This is a genomic window from Streptomyces sp. NPDC016459 (assembly GCF_040632845.1).
Classification (GTDB): Bacteria; Actinomycetota; Actinomycetes; order Streptomycetales; family Streptomycetaceae; genus Streptomyces.
Map to the genome: position 1 here is coordinate 40847 of NZ_JBEYCR010000023.1, position 18412 is coordinate 59258.

Consider the following 18412-nt stretch of genomic DNA (forward strand, 5'->3'; position numbering starts at 1 on the left):
CCTGGTTCCTGCGGCACAGCACAGCAAAAAAGCCCACGCCGAGGCATGGGCAAAGGGAGGATCCGAACCACGACAGCTAACCGGGACAGTACACGCCCGTACTTGCTGTGACCACAGGAAACGCCGGCCACCCAGAGGCAGATGACCGTCAGGACGTAGAAGGCGCGGCGCGGGCCACGGTTCGAGGTCGCCGTTAGAAAGCGGCGTGCAGGGCGGCGGACAGGCCCCGGGCCCGTACCTCGCCGTCCAGGTCGTCGAGCACGACGGAGACAGGGTCGGGGAAGGAGTCGGGGCGGATCTGCCGGGAGTCGATCAGGCAGCTGACGGCTTCGTGGACGGCTTCGTGCACCGTGGTGTCGACGGCGCGCTGCGGTGCGTGAGCACGTCGGTCTTCACCGTCCACCGCAGGCCCAGGCGCTCGATGACGACGAACACGACCCGCTGCCCCCTGGCCATCCGGTACTAGGTTCTGTCGTCTAATGTCACGCCCACATCAGGAGTGAGGCGAGGGTGACGGCGGCTTCGTAGGACCGGGCGGTCTTGTCGTAGCGGGTAGCGATGCCGCGCCACTGCTTCAGGCGGTTGAAGCAGCGTTCGACGACGTTGCGGTGCTTGTAGGCCTCGCGGTCGAAGGCCGACGGGCGGCCACCTCGGCTGCCTCGCCGGGTTCGGTTGCGGACCTGGTCGGCCCGCTCTGGAATCGTGTGGGTGATGCCCCGGCGGCGGAGCCACGCGCGGACCGCCTTCGAGCTGTAGCCCTTGTCGCCCAGGACGTGATCAGGCCGGACCCTGGGCCGCCCGGGGCCGATCCGGGGCACCCGGATCGCTTCCATCACGGCGGTGAACCGGGTGCAGGCGTTGGTGTTGCCGCCCGTGACGACGAAGCCGAGCGGGCGGCCCCGGCCGTCGCAGGCCAGGTGGATCTTGCTGGTCAGGCCGCCTCTGGACCGGCCGAGGGCCGGGTCGCGGAGCCCCTCTTTCGGGTCCCGGCCGCATGCTGGTGGGCCCGGACGATGGTGGAGTCCACGGACACCAGCCAGTCGATGTCGCCCGCCGCGTCCGCCTTGGCCTGAGCGACCCGCAGCATCCGGTCGAACGTTCCGTCCGCCGCCCACCTGCGAAAAGAGTGTGGAGCGTGGCCCACAGCCCGTATCGCTCGGGCACGTCCCGCCAGGCCGTCCCAGTCCGGAACTTCCCCACGATCCCGTTCAGGACCCTGCGGTCGTCCGGCCGCTTCCGCCCCCGCAACGACTCGGGCAGCAACGGCCCGGCGAACTCCCGCTCAGCATCGGACAGTTCATGGCGACGTATCACGACACCATGATCCACCAGCGGTGATCAATTGAAGACACTGCCTAGTTGTCACCCCAGGCGTCAGTCAGGCGGGACGAACCCATGGAACGGAGCACGACGGCTGTCACTATCCCGTCTCAAGTGACCTGGTCCGAAGCCGCCACTGTGACGTGGGGCGACCAGAACGGTTGAGATGCCTGAGGGCCGAAAATCTCAGTTGATCTGGACCTAGGCGTATGAATACTGGCTGTCGTCTCAGTTGATCTGGTCTGCTTCAGGCGTTTCGAATCGGACTGGTGGAAGGGCCTGCGAGGATGACCATGCACGAGGACCAAGTGGACGTGACCACCGAAATCGTGGCGACCTTGATCCAAGAACAGTTCCCTCAGTGGAGAGGCAAGGCGCCCCAACGCCTGTCATCGACCGGGACGGTCCACGCCATCTTCCGCATCGGGAACGACCTCTCGGCGCGTTTCCCACTGCGTCTGGCCGATGCTGCCGAGGCACTGGCGGTTCTGGAACAGGAAGCCCAGGCGAGCGCGGAGCTGGCCCATGTGTCTCGGTTCCCCGCCCCGGAGCCTGTCGCCTTGGGAAAGCCTGGAGTGGGTTACCCCACGCCGTGGTCGGTTCAGACGTGGGTGCCGGGAACGGTCGCCTTTGACGCCGACCCGCGTGGGTCGGACGCTTTTGCCGAGGACCTTGCGGCCTTCATCGCAGCCCTTCGGGACGCCGATACGAGGGGGCGGCTTTTCAGCGGCAAAGGTCGTGGCGGCGTTCTCGCTCACCACGACGATTGGATGGCGAAGTGCTTCGAGGAGAGTGAGGGGCTGCTCGACGTGCCCCAACTGCGTCAGGTGTGGAGCCACTTTCGGGAGTTGCCACGCACAGGTGCCGACGTGATGAGCCACGGTGACTTGATTCCCGGCAATGTACTGGTCGCGGGAGGCCGGCTCAGCGGCGTACTCGACACCGGCGGCTTCGGCCCGGCCGACCCCGCGCTGGATCTGGTCAGTGCCTGGCACCTGCTACAGCCAGGCCCGCGGGACGTACTCCGGCGGACACTGGACTGTGACGATCTGGAGTGGGAGCGCGGCAAGGCATGGGCGTTCCAACAGGCGATGGGCGTTGTCTGGTACTACGCCGAGAGCAATCCGACGATGAGCAGAATGGGGCGCCGGACACTCGACCGCATTTTGGAATCGATGGAGTGATGTGCCCCGGCTGCAGGCCGTGACCAAGACGATCGCTTGCCACCCCACCGACAGCAGCGCCAGCGGGCCAGATCATCTGAGATGCCGAGCGAATCGGACCAGATCATTTGAGATAGGGACCAGATCGCCAGAGACGGGACAGTCACCATCTGCTCGCACTACTTGTCACTCTCGGGAGTTGATCAGCCTTCTCGTCACCTGGTGTTCGTCAAAGATCACCATCGGGCGCGCAGCACACCGTCGCTGTCAGGTAGGGCGGCGCAATGCAGCGGGTGGCGTTCGTCGAGGTACATGGGCAGGGCGCAGGCCGCCCGCGCATCGGCCACCAAGGCGGCGAGCTCCTGGTACTCGGTGTCGTCGACGACCGCGTGGCTGATCGTCCCGTCCTGCGCCTCCCAAACAAACTCCACGGATCCCTCCTCTGGCAGCGAGGCGAGGACCGCGCCTACATCGGGAGTCAGGTCGGGCCAGACGGTCAGAAGGGCACGCGGACCGAGGCCGGCGCGGTCCACTGGCAGCACCCTTCGTTCCTTGGTTACTACCCGACCCAGACCAGCCCCGCGTCGGTGGTCGGCGAGCTGCTGGCCTCCGGCCTGGCGGTCCAGCACATGATGATGGCGCCGACCCACTGAGCAGGCTGTGCCGGGCTCCGATCGGAGGAGCCAGCCGCTTCTGGTGGGAGCTCGCCCGCCGTGTCACTGCCCGGCCTGGTGCGGCGGGCGCTGGGGCGCTCGCAATGCTGGTCGTGATGGCCTGGCCCGCAAGGGGCCTGCGCTTGGGCGCGATCGACGAGCGGACGCTGCCGCCGATCGCTCGCAATGCTGGTCGTGATGCTGGCCGCGCTCACCATCGCCGAGACCCTCGATGCCCCCTCCCGGGGCACGTAGCCCGTGTCAGTTCGCTCGTTGGGGCCGGCGCCGTGTCGGTGCCGTCCATGCTCACCAGGTCGGTACCGGAACGGCGCGGTTATCCTGAAGCGTGCCCAGCCCTGCCGCGGTCGAGTTCCTCAACTACGACGTCACGTTCGTCCAGTACCCGTCACCGGCCCTCACGCCGTGGGAGCGCAGCGAGGTAGACCGCCTCTGGACACAGACCCGCGCGCTCACCCCTGAGACATTCGACGGACCGCTGGCCGTCACGCTCGGCGTGGACGGTGTCGGGTCCGGTGCGCCGGTGGTGCGCTGGGCGGCGATGACGTACCGGGACCGAGCACTGCGCCGTCTGTGGCCAGCGGAACGGGTTCCGGGGTCTCTCTTCGTCACCGTTCTCCTCCCCACGGAAAGCGGCCTCGTGGTCGGCCGGGGCTCACCCACCACAGCCGCGCCCGGTCGCTGGACCCTGCCGGGAGGGGCTGTCGAACCGCCGCCGTCCGGAGGCCCTCTGGACATCGAGGTTCTGCGACGGCATGCCGCCCGTGAGCTTGCCGAGGAGATCGGAGTCCACGTCGATGACAAGGCGCTTCGGCTTTGGGCCCTCACCCGTGGCAACCGGTTCGGTAGCCTCGGCTTCCACTTTCTATGCCCGCGCACATCCAGCGCGCTCGTACGTGACCTTCACTCGGAACAGTCCGTCGCGCAGGGCGGTCACGGCGTCACCCCGGAACTCGACGAGATCGACTTCGTTCCTTCGCCGATCATGGTCGGGCGCCTCGGCCGGACGGCGGACTATCTGCCGCAGGTCGTCGACCGGTACTTCACCGCCGACAGGTCCAATCGGTGAGGGAGGGACTTTCTCAAGCCGCCTCCCCCCGAGGCATGTGCCGCGGCAAGCGCGGCACCATTCGCCAGGCGTACCGCGACAGGATGGGGGACCAGCTCGGCGCCCTCGGTCCGGAACTCAAAGGTCTGTCGTCCTGATGTCAGGGGTAGGCCCGTGGGTTCGCGGGGAGGTTGCAGGCTGGGCTTGCTGAATGCTTGCCGGCTGTGCACGAACTTCACGGAGGAGCACTGCCTTCGCCAACCTCAGTAACAACCCCCGAAGGCGGTTGGTAAACAGGTCGGCGCCGCCGCGCGCGGAGGTGCACCGGCATGGCACCGCAGCGGCAGAGTGGCGCGAGTCGTGGACCGAGCCGCTTCCCGGACCGGCGGCGCTCTCGGCGAGGTGCAGCAGAGAAGCGGCTGGAGACCGTGATGTAACAGATTGCCCGTCGTTGTCCAGCTCGGGTCGCCCTGTCGATGCCCTGGCTACTCGTGTGCGTCGACGATGTCGGTAAGAGCGCGCAGACCCGCGACGATTTCAGAGGCGTCGGCAGCCTGGTCGGGGTCGGTGAGCCACTGCGTCATCAGACCGGTGAATAGGGCCATCTGCGCGGCGCCCAGGGTGCGGGTGGCGGTGTCGCCGACCTCGTCCTCGGGTGTGCCGAGCAGCAGCGCGGCCAGACCCCGGCGGCCCTGGGCCTGACTTCCGGCCAGGTAGCGGCGCAGATCATCGGAATGTTCCGCCTGGAGCAGGGCTTCGAGTGTGGCCAGCCACAGCGTCCGGTCGTCCTGGAAGGACTCGATGATCTCCGCCCACATCGCGGCGGTCGGCGGCGGCCGCGGCTTCGGCGGCGAGCTCGGTCTGGACGACGTCATCGCTCTCCGGGTCGTAGACGGTCCCTGGCGGCGCGGCGGCGAGCGGCTGGTCCAAGCGCTCCCACTCCGCGAGGTCCGCCCGGCCGCGGACGTCGTCGACCAGGTCCGCGTGGCGGGAGTCCTGCCGCGCGTCGAGGTGGGCGTCCTCAAGGGCCGCCGCGACGGCGCCGGCGTCCATCCCCTTCGCCCGGCGCCGTACGACGCGCCGCCCGATGCGGGCGGGGTCGACCGACTCCCGGGGCACGGCGACGTGCGGGGCGAGCGGACGGCCGGCCGTGCGCCGGGGCGGCCAGGGCGTGGTCATTTTCGGCCTCGCATTCGTGGTGCGGATTCCGGAGCGGGCCGTCGTCAGAGCGCTGTGCGACGGCCCGTCGGATACGTTTCCGGCAGGTCCTGAATTCGGCCGGGTCAGAACCGGAACTCCATTTTCAAGATGTCGGTGAAATCTGCGGAGGCCAGCGGCACGGGTGCCCCAATCCGTGAAATATGACTCCGTGATGGCCTGAGCGGCGATTGGATGCAAGTCCTCCTCCGTCGCACCGGCCTCCTGGAGTTCGAGGATCTGCTTCGCGTAGTAGGGCGAGATCGCCGTGGTGATGCTGCGCTCGCGACCGTCGTCGGAGCTACCCTTGCAGGTGAATCCGAAGCGGGTCGTCACGTCCACCATCATGCCGGTGGACGTGGACGCCTGCTCGCGTGCCTGCGCTCTGACCTGCGGTTGCCACTCAGATTCCGTCTCCTCCACCAAGGCGGCCTGGAGGCACTTCTGCGGGGTCGTCAGCTTCCCGGCACGGTAGCGCTCCACCGTGCGGCCCGAGACGCCCACGCACTCCGCCAGGGCCTGCGTCGCCCCCTTCGCCCGCATGAGCTGGAATTTCACCTGAGCCTGTGCGGATTTCGGCGCGGGCCGGGTGAACACCTTCCGCTCCGCCCGTGCGAGGGCCTCCAGGACCTTGCCGCGGCGCGGGGCCGGCTGCTGCTGCTCGTGATCGCTCATGCCGTCCAGTCGGCCATCGGCCACCTGTGGACAGGGGTCGGCGCCCGCCGTGAGGTCGTGCCGATCGTCGGCGTCCCGGCGCTCGTCCGTACGGTGGGAGACGTGACGACGTCCTTCGCCCCCGAACCGCTGCCAGTGCCCATCCGGGTGCTGCTGCCCGGGGACCAGGAGGTCGTCGCCCGCCTGTGGTCCCAGTCGCGGGCGGGCTGAAGAAGACGAGCGCGGACCCGCAGGTGCGGCAGCAGCGGAAGGCGTTGTTCCTTGGCCTGGTGCACCCAGGAATCGCACCCGCGCGCCGGCCTCCTGCGGCCGAGCCGGCTGTCGGCCTTTCGGGCCGCCGGCAGTAGGGCCGGGATCCTGCGCCTCGTCACCGCCTGGCGGGAACCCGACACCTCTGTCCCCGACGCCGACGGCACCGAGCTGCTCCATCCAGCACGCGGGCACCACCTGCGTATTTGGACTTGCTGTTTACATTTGGATTTGGCGTCTAGCATGGGGGCATGACAACCGAACAGCACCTCGACGCCGTCGGTCTGTACGACCGGTCCGGGGAGCGGTATCCCCTGCACGAGCCCCGTTGGCGGGGTGAGGACGGCGGTCCGCTCGCCGTCAGTGCGCTGCCGGGGCTGCGGCCCGAGCAGATCGACACCGCCGAGCGGTCCCTGTGGCGCTATCACGCCGTCCTTCCCGTCCCTGTCGCCCGGCGGGTGAGCCTGGGTGAGGGCTGTACGCCGATGGTCCCCCTGGAGTGGGGTGGTCGGCGCGTTCATTTCAAGTTGGAGTGGTTCAACCCGACCTCCAGCTTCAAGGACCGGGGCGTGTCGGTGATGATGTCCCACCTCGTGGCGCACGGCGTCGACCGCGTGCTGGAGGACAGTTCGGGCAACGGCGGTGCCGCGGTGGCCGCCTACGCCGCCGCCGCCGGTATCCGCGCCAAGATCATCGTTCCCGCCGCCACCTCGGCCGCCAAGATCCTCCAGGCCCGCGCCTACGGAGCCGAGATCGAGCTCGTGGGCGGCACCCGCGAGGATGTCTCGGAGGAGGCGATCCGGCAGTCGGAGCGGATCCCCTACGCCAGTCACAACTGGCACCCCATGTTCCTCCAGGGCACCAAGACCGTCGCCTACGAGATGTGGGAGTTCCTCGGCTTCACCGCGCCCGACAACGTCGTCCTCGTGGCTGGGGCCGGCAGCAACGTCATCGGGTGCGACCTCGCGTTCGGCGAACTGCTCGCCGCCGGCCAGATCGACAGGCGCCCGCGCCTGTTCGTCGGGCAGCCCGAGCACTGGGCGACCATCGCCGACACGTTCAACGGCATCGACCCGGCCCACCGCGGCGAGCGGGTGCCGACGATCGCCGAGGGCGCGTCCATCGCCCACCCGGTCCGGCTGCCCGAGGCGGTGGAGGCCGTCCGCCGCTCCGGTGGCGGCGCCTGCGCCGTCTCCGAGGCCCAGATCCACACCGCGGTCCGCGCGCTGAGCGCCCGAGGCCTGTACGTCGAGCCGACCAGCGGCGTCGCCGCGGCGGCCCTCGATCACTTCATCGCGTCCGGGCAGATCGCTCCGGACGAGACGACCGTGGTCGTGCTCACCGGTGCGGGGCTGAAGTCCGCCGAAAAGATGGCCGCGGTGTTCGCCCAGGAACCCGGCGGCGCCCGATGACCCACCCCACCGGCCGCCCGGACGACGAACACCTCCTGCGGGAAGCCGAGCGCATCGCCGTCGCCGTCGGACGCATGTTCCCCGGTCTGTGCGAGGTCGTCCTGCACGATCTGCGCCGACCCGACCACGCCATCCGCGTCATCGAGAACAACCTGTCCGGGCGGCAGGTCGGCGACCCCGCCACCGAGCTGGGCCTGCGCCGCATCGCCGACCCCGACTACCCCGGCGTCATCCAGAACTACAGCAACCGCTTCCCCGACGGGCGCCCCGCCAAGAGCACCTCGATCGGCATCAAGAACGCCGAGGGACGTTATGTCGCGGCCCTGTGCCTGAACCTCGACGTCAGTACGCTGTCGCCGCTGGCCCTGACCCTCGCTAACCTCGTCGCCACGGACGTCGCGCACCAGGGCGAGGCCGCCCTGGAAACGCTGCGCGACCGCACCGGACGCGAACTCCGTTCGGCCATCGACTCCTTCGCGGCGGAGCGCTCCAGCACCCCGCGGAGCCTCCCCCGTGACCAGAAGCGCGAGCTGGTGCGGCAGCTGCATCGCGAGGGCCTCTTCGAGACCCGGAGCTCCGCACAGCTCATCGCCGACCAGCTCGGCGTCTCCCGGGCGACCGTCTACAACTACTCGAAGTAGCGTCGCGGAAACCGATCCGGCCGGGTCGCTCGTCCTGGAGAAGGAGACGAGCGGAGGAAAGGGCAGGTGGAGGCGACGCTGCCCTGGTGGGAGCGGTCGTTTGGATGCGGGCACGGGCGGATCCCCTTCCACCGGGTGGTGGGCAGGCCGATGTGGCCGAACCCGAACTGCGGCTGGCGGGTGGTGTAGCGGAAGCCGGTCAGGATGGTGCCGAGGGCGGTGTCCATCGCGGAGGGGACCGCCTCGTAGCGGATGACGGCCACGTCGTCATTGCGGTCGGTTTCGACCATGTCGAGCGCCGCGCGGTCGAGCCGGGCGTGGGGCAGCGTGTCGACGACGACCTGGGCGTCGTCGTTGAGGTAGACCATGACGCCCCCCTGGTCCTCGTCGGTGAGCGGCTGGGGCGGTGCCACGTGCAGGCTGGCGGTGGCGAGGTCGAGCCGCACCTGTTCGAGGAGGGCCTCGGGGGCGACTGGTGGGAGTTCGTCGGCCAGGCGGAGGGGGGCGGCCCCTTCCTCCTCCTGGCGCTGGTACTCGTCTTCGCCTGCGCGCTCGGCGTCGCTCTTGGGGTCCGGGAACGGATAGTTGTGACTGAGCGCATCAGCTGGCGAGTTGAGCGTTGTAAGCGGTGAGCAAGCCGATCTCGCCCCGACACACAAGCTCGCGCCGCCCGGATTGACCAGGACGTTACAGCCCGGCCCGCCCACGCGCATGAGTGCACGAGGTTCGCGTGTGGGGATGTGGTCAAGGCTCCGCGTCAGGACCGGGCGAGGACGCAGAACTCATGACCCTCTGGGTCGGTAAGACACGTCCACGGGACGTCCCCCTGGCCGACGTCGAGGTCGGCGGCGCCGAGGGCCCGCAGCCGGGCGACCTCCGCTGCTTTGTCGTCACCGGGGTCCGGTACAAGGTCAAGATGGACGCGGTCCGGCACAGCCTTCACGTCGGGCGAGCGGAGGAACTCAAGATACGGGCCGATCCCCTTGGGCGAGCGCCACACCACATGGTCGTCCGTCACCTCGTGCAGGGTCCAGTCCATCGCCTCGTCCCAGAACCGGGTTATGGCCCGCGGATCCGTGCAGTCGACCACCCCCCGGGCGATCGGCCCGGTGTCGCGGTACATCTCCCGAGGCTCCAGCACGCAGAATTCGCTGCCTTCCGGGTCGGCGAGGACCGTCCACGGCACGTCGCTCTGGCCCACGTGGGCGGGCGTCGCACCGAGAGCTTCAAGGGATGCGATCAACTCCGCTTGATGGGCCGCAGAGGTGGTGGCGAGATCGACGTGCACACGGTTCTTCGTTGCCGTCTTGGGTTCTGGCACGGCAATGAGGTCGATGCATATGCCGACCGGGTCCAGCCAATCGAAGCCAGCGGGTTTGGCGGCAGTCGCGCCCGATCCCTCGCCGGTAACACTCCAGCCGAACGCCTCCGCCCAGAACCGGCCGACCGCCGAGTCATCAAGAGCCTTCATGTTCACCAGGACAGGTCGCAGTGTCATGCTGGCGATCCCATGCACCCCCTCTGCAACGGCATCCGCAGATACCGACACCCAAACAGAGATCAGCTCCCTCACAAGCCGCAACGTCACACGGGGGGCCAGATGCTTGGTACGAGGAGCCGGGCTACAGCTCGAACTCGAGGTGCTGCACGTCGGTGAAGCGGACCTCCTCCAGGGAGCCGGCGCGGCGGCCGCCGTCCTGGAAGTACACCTCCTTGAGCGCCTCGGCGGCGATCTGCTGAAGCTCGTCGTCGCCGGCGTCGGCGTCCTGGGCCTCGAAGAGACGGGCGGCGTACTGCGGGGGCAGGGCGACGGTCAGGTGCCGGATGCGGTCCTGGTCCGTCGACCCGATCGGTGCGGTGTAGCCCATGCGGGCGCGGGTGTCGATGATGATGCCGCCCGTCGATGCGGCCTTCGCCTTGGCCTTCGCCCGGATCTGCGGCTGCCAGCGTGCCTTCACCTCGCGCTCCAGGCGCGCGGCCAGGCCCGGGCGGGGCTTCTTGATCTGGTCCTTCACGTACCGCTCGACGGTGCGCTGGGAGACCCGCAGCATCTGGGCGACCGCCTTCGTGCCCTTGAGCTGCTTGACGAGGTACCGCATCTGCGCGCCCGCGCTCTTGGGTGCCGGGCGTGTGAACGCCTTCTGCACCGCGGCCTCCAGGCCGTCCCCGAACAGGCTCATCGTGGCCCTCTCCTACTCTCCACTGTCAACGTCGGTGACGGTGCCGTCCTTGATGTACCGGGCGAGGTTGAGCTCCCCCGCGTTGAACCGCTCGCGGACTTCCTCGCCCCACAGGACGTCCTGCGTGCCTTCCCACTTAACGAGGCCGGGGTTGATGCCGAGCTTGAAGCCGCCGGGCAGCGGCTTGCCCTCCCGGTAGGGCAGGAAGTCCAGCGGCGAGGGCCCGTTAGAGGCGTACACGACGCAGTCGGACAGGATCGCGATCGGGTACTGCCCGGTGAACGCCGCGTGCTTGACGATCTTCCGGTGCAAGTTGATCCGGGTTCGGGAGATGACCGCCGCCCGGATGTCCGGCCGCCAGGTCGGGCGGGACAGGGCGCGCCACGGCTCGCCCGGTCGCCAGCCCTCGCCCCGGGGCCGCTCGCGCAGCTTGCCCAGGCCGCCCTTCACCGTCGCCTTGACCGCCGAGACGACGATGGCCAGCTCCGGGTCACGGGCCTTGTAGCCGTCCATCGCCGTGAGGAAGTCTTCGGGCGCTAGGTCGGCGTCGACGCCGAGGTCGGCCATCGTGGCGAGGTAGGCGTCACGGAGCCGGTTGTACCAGCCGTCCAGGTAGCGGCCGTTCTCACGCCGCACCCACGCCTCGGTCGGGCGCACCTCATAGCCGAGCTCCTGTGCGTAGGCGACGGTGGGCGTCGAGTACCAGGCCGGGCCGGTCGGGCCCTCGCCCTTCGGCGTGAACGGGGAGGGCAGCAGGCTGCCGTCCAGCTCCGCCCACTTGTCCTTGGCGACCTTCACGCGGGACAGGTCGACGTGAGAGAGGTCGACCAGCCACGAGCCGGGCAGCTTCGGGTCGAACGCGGGGGCCTTGACGTGCGTCGCCTCGCCGAGGCCGACGTTCAGGCCGTTGGCGCCGGCGGCGAAGGCCATGTTGACGTCGATGCCGACCAGGTGGCGCAGGGTGCACTCGGCATCGGTCATCGGCCGTGCCCAGTCGTACGCCTCCTCGAACAGTTTCTCGCCGGGGCCGCGCACGTGGAACCGGGGCAGGTCCCTGAGGACCGGGTGGCCGTCGGGGACCTCGCACGGCGGCCAGTTCATCGGGTCGAGGGCGTCCTTGCCCAGTGAGCCGGGGTTGTGCTCGGAGTGCCGCTTGCCGTCAGCATCCGGCTCGGAGGCGCGCGTCGGTGGGTGCAGGGCGGTCATCAGCTCCAGACCGGTCACGGCGGTCGAGCCGCGCGGCGTCATCACTCGGGAGGCGTACACGCCCAGGACCCGGGCGAGCTCCGCCGGCGGGAGCTGCCCGGCTTCACCCCAGTGCCGCGTGTCGAGCGCGTTCCACGACGGGATGCACAGCTGCACGCAGGCCCGCTCCGAGCCGGTCGCGGGGCGGTAGATCCGCGCCCACGGCCCGAACCCGCGCTTGGTCAGCTTCCAGTCCGCGCGGGCCAGCTGCTTGATGACCTTGTGGCCCTCCGGCAGACGCCCGGCGAGGCGCTCCTCCTCCGTAAGCGTTGCGGGCAGGCCGTAGCGCTCCAGCGCGGCCTCGGTGAGCACGAGCAGCGGGTCGGCGTCCTTGCCCGGTCCGGCGAGCTTCGGAGCCCCGAGCTTCGCCTCGCGCAGCGTCCAGTCGACCAGGGCCGGGATGCTCTTGGCGGGCACGTCCAGGACCAGGCCGCCGGTGCAGTACGCCAACGCCTTCCCGTCCTCGACGTCGACGACCGCGAGCGGTCCGTTCTCGAACCGCGGATCGGTGCCGGGTGCCGGGGTGCCGGCCGGAGCCGCCTTCTTCGCACCGGGGCGGCGCGACGTCGACGACGTCGGCCTGGTGGTGCGCGCCGGGCGGGTCGCGGCGGCCGAAGCAGCGGCGACGGGGGCAGGGGTCTGGGTGTCCTCGGTTGCAGTCATGGCCGCAGCCTCGGACGCCTGCCCTGTGGACATAGTCTGCGCTTCCGACGGATCGGGTGCGCCGGTGAACGTCGCAGGCACCGCAGCGTCGGCGGCGGGGGTGGGCGTGGCCGGGGCGGCCGGGGCGGCGGGGTAGAGCTCCGCGAGCTTGTCCAGCAGTCGGGCGTAGGCGTCGCGCTCGGGCGGGCGGGGCTCCGTCTTGCCGGCCTCCCAGCCGGACACCGTGGCCCGGCGCACCTTCAACGCGGTGGCCACCTCGTCGATCGTCAGGCCGTGCGCGGCACGCAGCCGCTTGCGCTCCGTCGGCGACGGCAGCGTGGCGCGGGACGCGAGCAGCGCGTCGACCGCGTCGAACAACTCGGACATGGAACACCTCCCGGGCAACACCCTACCCCATGAAGCGTACGCATCGCGTACGAATGGCGTACCTGTGGCGTACGAATCCGCCTCAGGGGTACGCGGACTGCAACGTTCCGGCGCTGTTCATCGGCGCGGCGGGAGGGGACGATGCAGATGGCTCCCTTTGGACGCGTCTTGGACCCTCGCTCCTATGAGCCCCTGATGGCCTGCACCCTGAACGCAGCCGGCCTGACGGCCTGACGCACCCAGGGCGGCGTTCAGCCCTCTGCTTGTGATCACGGGGTTCTCGGTGGCGAGGCCGCATCTCGAATCGCCATGCCATCGGATGACACGGCTCGGCCAGACGAGTGACAGCGGCCGCCGCGGGGCCGCTACCGGACGAACCGGTCCCCCAAGATCAGTTCCGCCGCCGTCTCCCGCGGCGGCTGCCCTCCACCGCGTCTGCCGTGTGATCGGATCGACCACGGCTGTTCGAGGAGTCTCATCCATGCGTTCACGCGTCATCGCCGTCATGGCCGCCGCGCTCGCGGCCATCGCGGCACTCGCGCAACCCGCCCACGCTGCCCCGCTCGTCGATGGGGTCTACCGGTTCGCGGCTCTCACGGACGGCAAGTGTCTGGTCTGGCCCAAGACACACGCGAGTATCGGCGTGGTTTCGCTGGGTGACTGCACGGAGACCGCGTCCACCTCGGCGAACTGGCAGGTGCTGAGCCGCCCCGACGGAGTGATGGAGGTATCCCCGTCAGGCTCGAACCCGCGCACCTGCCTGAAGGTGACGTCGCAGCACAGTGTGTCGGTCACCAGCTGCGGTGACAGGTACGGCGAGTGGACCGTCTCCTACGGCTCCGCCGGGCCCGGCAGCGTGGTATGGGCCGATATCGAGCACACGCCCGGCGACCTCTCCCCCTCGTACGGAAAGATCGTGGACGATCCCGGCGCGACCGGCCGGATCGTAGTGAGGCATGCCCCCATCGAACCGCACTACTGGGCATTGCAGCCGGCCGGATAGGAGTCGTCGGGGAACTCGTTGCGGCTCGACGGCAGCCGCAGCAGGCGGAGTCGATCGCGGCGTCGGCGGCCTGCTCGGTCAAGCCTCGCTGGCGGGGCATGGTCACTGCGCTTCTCCCTCACGGTGGCCGCTGCCGCTGGTGCGGCTGCGTCGGAGCAATTGGTCGTAGTGGGACACCGAGGGCAGCGGCCTGGTGTCCGGCGGAAGATGCGCCAGGCGCCACCCGTGCAGGGACGTCACCGTCGCCGGCGTCTGGCCGAGGGGCCGGGCATCAGGCGCGGTCTCGGTCTCGGCCTGGGCGGCCATACGGGCCTCCAGCGCGACCGCGTCTGCGGTCATCGCCCCGGCCCGCAGGGCTGCTGCCAGGCCGGCGACGACGTGTTCGTGTGACATGTGGCGTCCGAGCAGCAGCACCTCGATCAGCGCGCGGGTCCCGTCCCACTCACCGTGGATCTTCATGGCCTGGGCCGACCAGGCGTCGTGGACCGGGGTGAACTTGCCGCCCGAACGCGCCTGTTCGAGAGCGGTCGAGCCGGGGAAGGCGCCGGGCTGGCGGACCAGGACCTCCAGGTAGTGGTCCAGTTCAAGACGGACGGAGCCTTTGGCGATCAGCCGCTCGTGCCGGGCCACCTCCACGTTCTGGTCGTAAACAACCAGTTGAGAGGCGTGAAGGATGACCCTTTGCCGATCAGCCGGATGGGGACCGAGTAGCGGTTCGTGCGGACCGGGACCTGACCGTCGCGGTCGACTCGCGGGGTGAACAGTCGGCCGGTCTCGAACGGCTCCTCCGGCAGCGGCATCAGCAGCGGCCGTTCGAGCGCGAAGTCCTCGGCGATGGTCCGGGACCTTGAGCCGATCCGGCGGGCGTCGTCCTGCCGATTCCGCTGCTCGACCATCTCGTTCAGCTCGGCGAGCGAGGACACGTCGGGAACCGGAACGAAGTGGTTGCGGCGGAAGTAGCCGATCTGCCCCTCGACGCCGCCCTTCTCGTGGGCGCCCTCGATGCCTGGGCGGCAGTAGAGGCTCTCGATGCCGTAGTGCGATTTGAAGGCGATCCACCGGTCAGCTTCCACCGTCGCCCGGCTCAGCCCGAGCACGCGGGCGACGGTCACCTTGAGGTTGTCGTAGCGAACCTTGCTCCGCGGAACCCCGCCCAGCGTCCGCAGCGCGTGGACGTGCCCTTCGAAGAACGCCCTCCTGCCCGCAGGACGCGAACACGCGGTGGACGGCCTTGCCCGAATACGACAGACGGAAGGAGAACAGGTAGCAGGTCACCAGCTCGCCGGCGAGGCGGATCGTCACGTCGCCGAAGTCGACCTCCGCCTCGTGACCGGGCTGGTGGGTCTGCGGGACGAACGCCTCCAGCGGCGCCTTGCCCGACTCGACCAGGATCTCGGGCTTCCGGGCCGCGACGTAGTAGCGGACCATCCCGTCGGAGACATCGGCGCCGTGTTCCTCGACCAGCCGGTGGAAGATCCGGGTGACCGTGCGGCGCTGCTTGCGCGGCGCGTCCAGGTCCGCCCGCAGGATCTCGTCGATCACCGACTTGTAGCGGTCCACTCCGGTCGCCCGCGGCGGCAGCTTCTTACGCGGCTCCGGCCAGGACGAATCCAACGCCTTCCGCACCGTCCGCCACGTCACACCATGCTTGCGCTCAAGCTCCCGCATCGACATGCCGCCACGGTGGTCACGCCGGATCGCCGCGTACAACTCGACCTTCGACATCCGCGGCATGACCAGCACCTTTCACCAGGAGCACCTCGATGCTGCCCTGGTTAAGAACCCCGGCGCCTCCCCAACTCATCGACATCACACATCCGTGGGCGGATCCGGCCACCGGTTGCCTGTCGCAACGCGGCTTCCAGCCGGTCGCGGGCCTCGGTCTGGGCGGTGATCCGTTCGTTGAGGACCGCCAGCCGTTCCAACGCGACCCGCAGGCCCTTCTCCGAGGGCGGTGCGGCGGCCACATCGCCGTCTAGGCACGGCAGGAACACTCGCACGTCGTCCAGGGTGAGCCCGGCGGCCAGCAGGTAGCGGATATTGCGGACCCGCACCACCGCCCGCTCGTCGTAGATGCGGTAGCCGTTGGGGGCCCGCTGCAAGGAGATCAGTCCGGCCTGCTCGTAGTGCCGCAGCGCACGGGCGGTTGTCCCGGTTGCCCTGGCCAGCTCACCGATCCGCACCCGTCCCACCTCCCGGGACACTCCTATCACGCCACGACCGCTCCGCCGTCGACCGGGAGTACCACTCCGGTGATGAACGAAGCGGCCGGTGCGGCAAGTTGGGTGACTGCCCAGGCCACCTCCTCGGGGCGGCCGATCCGGGCCAGTGGGGTGTGCGCCAGCTGCCACTCCCGCACCGCTGCCATTCGCTCCGGCGTCAGGCCCTGGTGCTCGCCGATGGGGGTATCGATCGCGCCAGGGGCGACCGCCACCACCCGGATCCCGCGGGGTGCCAGCTCGACCGCCCAGCTGCGGGTCAGCAGCTCCAGAGCGGTCTTGGTAGCCGCATAGACCGAGCTGCCGGGCCAGGCCCGCTGCCCCACCGACGTACTGACATTGACGATCACCCCGCCCGACTTCTCCAGGAGTGGTAGCGCGACCTGGGCCAGCAGGATGGGGGCGACGAGGTTGGTGGCAAGCTGAGCTGTGATCATCTCCGGCGTCAGCGTGCCGAGGGCGCCACTGCGCACGATGCCTGCGTTGTTGACCAGCACGTCCAGCCGGCCGTGTGTCTCCAGCACGGCCCGGATGATCCGATCCGGCTCGCCCTCGGCGGTGATGTCGGCGACCAGCGGCGTAATCCGGTCGTGCCTGGTTCCGGTCTCCTTGAGGGGCTCGGCCCGCCGCCCGATCGCGACCACGTGGGCGCCCTCAGCGGCGAAGGCGCGGGCGGTGGCCCGGCCGATCCCGGTGCCGGCTCCGGTGACGGCGACGATCCTGCTGCTCTGCGGTGCGGTGCTGTTCATGCCGGTCATCGTGCAACCCTGCCCCCAGTGGCAAGGTCAAGCAGCGCCTGAGGGGGATCGAACTGGCGACCTCGCGTAATTGGGAGTCACGTATGCCTCCGCTGTTGAGTGCTCGTGGTGATCGTGAGTGGTCGCCAGGGGCGTAGTGACGCCAGGTTCCTACGGCCTCGGCGGCGAGCTGGACGGTGGCGTCGTCGTGGTAGCCGAGCATCCGGGCCACCACCGGAGCCGGGGCCTGGAGGACAAGGTGGTGATCGCCGCTGCGGCTTCACTGTGCTGACCACGTGCGAAGTCGCATCAAGATCAACTCATCGCCCCTTCGGTACGTGTCTCGGGTGTACCCCGGGTTCGGGACTGCCGATCAGGCTTGGGTGGGCTCTGCCCCGAATCGGTGGGGGTGGGCTGCTCTGAACGTCCGCTCGGCCTGGTGGTCACGGGTGGCAACACCAACGACTGCACCCAGTTCACCGCTGTGATGGAGGCGATACGGGTACCCCGACTCGGGCCGGGACGGCCGCGTGTCCGACCTGACCACGTCATCGGCGACAAGGGCTACAGCTCGAAGGCGATCCGCACTTGGCTGCGGCGCCGGAACATCCCGCAAACCCTTCCGGAAAGGGCCGACCAAGCGGGCAACCGGGCCCGGCGCGGCAGCCGGGGTGGCCGCCCGCCAGCCTTCGACAAGCACGTGTACAAGCGGCGAAACGTCGTGGAACGGTGCTTTAACCGCTTGAAGCATAGGCGCGGAATCGCCACCCGGTACGACAAGACTGCCGAGTCCTACCAAGCAGCCGTCACTCTTGCCTCACTCCTGATGTGGGCGTGACCCTTTGACGACAACACCTAGCTTGTTCTTTAACGTGCGCCGTCGAACGATGCGTCGTACTTGATCACTCGGTTCGGTATCCGCCGTACGCGGAAGCGGCCTTCGTCTGAACATGTGCTCCGACCAAGGAACACACACGTCCAGCACGAAGGCCGTGAGGATGAGTCTGCTGCATCACGATGTCCGGCAGGAGCCGCTGGCCGAACTGTCACGCTTCCGGGGTGAGTTCTACTCCTGTCTCACCGCTCGTTCGGATGCTCTGTTCGAGCTGGCCGACGCGGTTCTGTGCGGTGACGGGCCGGTGAGGTCGCTGGCCGAGTTGCCGCTGGTGGGCGAACACCGCCGTGGGCACGGAGGGCTCTACGCCGCGGTCTCAAGGGGCCGGGTTGACGCGGATCGGATGCGGCAGGCCCTGGCCTCGGTGCCATTGCCGCGGGCGGTCGATGGCCGGCTGGTCCTGGCTGTCGATGTCACGTACTGGCTGCGGCCGGACGCCCACACCTCACCGCAGCGGATCCTGTGTCACACCTACGGCCGGGGCAAGGACCAGCACATTCCCGTTCCCGGGTGGCCGTACTCGATCGTCTGCGCGCTGGAGCCGGGCCGCAGCTCGTGGACCGCCCCGCTGGACGCTCTGCGTCTGGCGCCAGGAGACGACACCGCCACCGTCACCGCCCGACAGTTGCGCGAACTAGAGCGTGTCCCTTTGATCAGTTGGTCAGTTGATCGGATGTGGCTGTCCGCTTAGTAATCACCGATGCGATGTGGGACCGGATCGAGCCGCT

17 protein-coding genes and 4 pseudogenes are annotated in these 18412 nt (G+C 69.2%); 9 read left to right on the plus strand and 12 right to left on the minus strand.

All coding sequences use genetic code 11. The annotated features are described in order from the left end of the window. Positions 1–193 precede the first annotated feature (193 nt). Both ABZ567_RS30610 and ABZ567_RS30615 read right to left on the minus strand, forming a co-directional pair. Entirely contained in the window at positions 194–403 is a 210-nt protein-coding gene (locus tag ABZ567_RS30610) for a hypothetical protein (RefSeq protein WP_360796155.1), read from the minus strand. Between the two features lie 79 nt (positions 404–482). After that, positions 483–1314: pseudogene (locus tag ABZ567_RS30615) on the minus strand (IS5 family transposase). 293 nt (positions 1315–1607) lie between these two features. On the opposite strand from ABZ567_RS30615, the gene ABZ567_RS30620 reads away from it, so the two are divergent. Then, positions 1608–2504, plus strand: coding sequence for an aminoglycoside phosphotransferase family protein (locus ABZ567_RS30620; RefSeq protein ID WP_360796157.1), 897 nt, complete (start codon positions 1608–1610; stop codon positions 2502–2504). Positions 2505–2719: 215 nt separating this feature from the next. Here the strand turns inward: ABZ567_RS30620 and ABZ567_RS30625 are convergent, their stop codons facing one another. Then, complete coding sequence (locus tag ABZ567_RS30625) at positions 2720–3025, minus strand: hypothetical protein (protein WP_360796160.1); 306 nt, start codon at positions 3023–3025, stop codon at positions 2720–2722. A gap of 457 nt (positions 3026–3482) precedes the next feature. On the opposite strand from ABZ567_RS30625, the gene ABZ567_RS30630 reads away from it, so the two are divergent. Next, positions 3483–4223 (plus strand): NUDIX domain-containing protein, encoded by a 741-nt coding sequence (locus ABZ567_RS30630; RefSeq protein ID WP_360796163.1) that lies wholly within the window; start codon positions 3483–3485, stop codon positions 4221–4223. Between the two features lie 464 nt (positions 4224–4687). Here ABZ567_RS30630 and ABZ567_RS30635 read toward each other — a convergent pair whose 3' ends face one another. Together ABZ567_RS30635 and ABZ567_RS30640 are read right to left on the minus strand one after the other, a co-directional pair. After that, positions 4688–5020 (minus strand): TetR family transcriptional regulator C-terminal domain-containing protein, encoded by a 333-nt coding sequence (locus ABZ567_RS30635; protein WP_360796166.1) that lies wholly within the window; start codon positions 5018–5020, stop codon positions 4688–4690. Beyond that, on the minus strand, positions 4929–6074 hold the full coding sequence (locus ABZ567_RS30640) for a hypothetical protein (protein ID WP_360796169.1): 1146 nt from the start codon (positions 6072–6074) through the stop codon (positions 4929–4931). Before ABZ567_RS30640 ends, ABZ567_RS30635 begins: the two co-directional genes overlap by 92 nt. Here ABZ567_RS30640 and ABZ567_RS30645 point away from each other — a divergent pair. From ABZ567_RS30645 to ABZ567_RS30655, 3 genes are all read left to right on the plus strand, one after another. Further along, on the plus strand, positions 6063–6284 hold the full coding sequence (locus ABZ567_RS30645) for a hypothetical protein (protein WP_360796171.1): 222 nt from the start codon (positions 6063–6065) through the stop codon (positions 6282–6284). The genes ABZ567_RS30640 and ABZ567_RS30645 overlap by 12 nt on opposite strands. A 290-nt stretch (positions 6285–6574) precedes the next feature. After that, the gene (locus ABZ567_RS30650) at positions 6575–7735 is read left to right on the plus strand and encodes a pyridoxal-phosphate dependent enzyme (RefSeq protein WP_360796174.1); all 1161 of its coding nucleotides are present in this window, start codon (positions 6575–6577) and stop codon (positions 7733–7735) included. Continuing rightward, on the plus strand, positions 7732–8376 hold the full coding sequence (locus ABZ567_RS30655) for a PAS domain-containing protein (protein WP_360796176.1): 645 nt from the start codon (positions 7732–7734) through the stop codon (positions 8374–8376). The genes ABZ567_RS30650 and ABZ567_RS30655 overlap by 4 nt, the downstream gene beginning before the upstream one ends. Here ABZ567_RS30655 and ABZ567_RS30660 read toward each other — a convergent pair. The 4 genes from ABZ567_RS30660 to ABZ567_RS30675 all read right to left on the minus strand — a co-directional run bounded on the left by ABZ567_RS30660 (position 8364) and on the right by ABZ567_RS30675 (position 12830). Next, positions 8364–9089: a hypothetical protein gene (locus ABZ567_RS30660; protein WP_360796178.1), complete on the minus strand. Its 726-nt coding sequence runs from the start codon at positions 9087–9089 to the stop codon at positions 8364–8366. The two genes, ABZ567_RS30655 and ABZ567_RS30660, sit on opposite strands and share 13 nt — an antisense overlap. Positions 9090–9133: 44 nt before the next feature. Beyond that, entirely contained in the window at positions 9134–9874 is a 741-nt protein-coding gene (locus ABZ567_RS30665) for a VOC family protein (protein ID WP_360796206.1), read from the minus strand. A 124-nt stretch (positions 9875–9998) separates the two neighbouring features. Further along, positions 9999–10556 carry an XRE family transcriptional regulator gene (locus ABZ567_RS30670; protein ID WP_360796181.1) on the minus strand — a complete coding sequence of 186 codons (558 nt, stop codon included), beginning with the start codon at positions 10554–10556 and terminating at the stop codon, positions 9999–10001. A gap of 12 nt (positions 10557–10568) precedes the next feature. Then, positions 10569–12830, minus strand: coding sequence for a helix-turn-helix transcriptional regulator (locus ABZ567_RS30675; protein WP_360796184.1), 2262 nt, complete (start codon positions 12828–12830; stop codon positions 10569–10571). 481 nt (positions 12831–13311) lie between these two features. On the opposite strand from ABZ567_RS30675, the gene ABZ567_RS30680 reads away from it, so the two are divergent. Then, positions 13312–13833 (plus strand): hypothetical protein, encoded by a 522-nt coding sequence (locus ABZ567_RS30680; RefSeq protein WP_360796186.1) that lies wholly within the window; start codon positions 13312–13314, stop codon positions 13831–13833. 102 nt (positions 13834–13935) lie between these two features. Here ABZ567_RS30680 and istA read toward each other — a convergent pair. From istA to ABZ567_RS30695, 3 genes and pseudogenes are all read right to left on the minus strand, one after another. Then, positions 13936–15558 (minus strand): annotated as a pseudogene (istA, locus tag ABZ567_RS30685) (IS21 family transposase). Between the two features lie 50 nt (positions 15559–15608). Beyond that, a complete protein-coding gene (locus ABZ567_RS30690) occupies positions 15609–16016 on the minus strand; it encodes a MerR family transcriptional regulator (protein WP_360796189.1) in 408 nt (135 codons plus the stop codon). Between the two features lie 26 nt (positions 16017–16042). Further along, positions 16043–16810, minus strand: a complete 768-nt coding sequence (locus ABZ567_RS30695; RefSeq protein ID WP_360796191.1) for an SDR family oxidoreductase — start codon at positions 16808–16810, stop codon at positions 16043–16045. Positions 16811–16946: 136 nt separating this feature from the next. On the opposite strand from ABZ567_RS30695, the gene ABZ567_RS30700 reads away from it, so the two are divergent. The 3 genes and pseudogenes from ABZ567_RS30700 to ABZ567_RS30710 form a co-directional block, all read left to right on the plus strand. Further along, positions 16947–17081 carry a hypothetical protein gene (locus ABZ567_RS30700; RefSeq protein WP_360796194.1) on the plus strand — a complete coding sequence of 45 codons (135 nt, stop codon included), beginning with the start codon at positions 16947–16949 and terminating at the stop codon, positions 17079–17081. Between the two features lie 135 nt (positions 17082–17216). Then, a pseudogene (locus ABZ567_RS30705) lies at positions 17217–17627 on the plus strand (IS5 family transposase); the annotation flags it as partial. A gap of 160 nt (positions 17628–17787) precedes the next feature. After that, positions 17788–18321 (plus strand): annotated as a pseudogene (locus ABZ567_RS30710) (transposase); the annotation flags it as partial. Between the last annotated feature and the right edge of the window lie 91 nt (positions 18322–18412).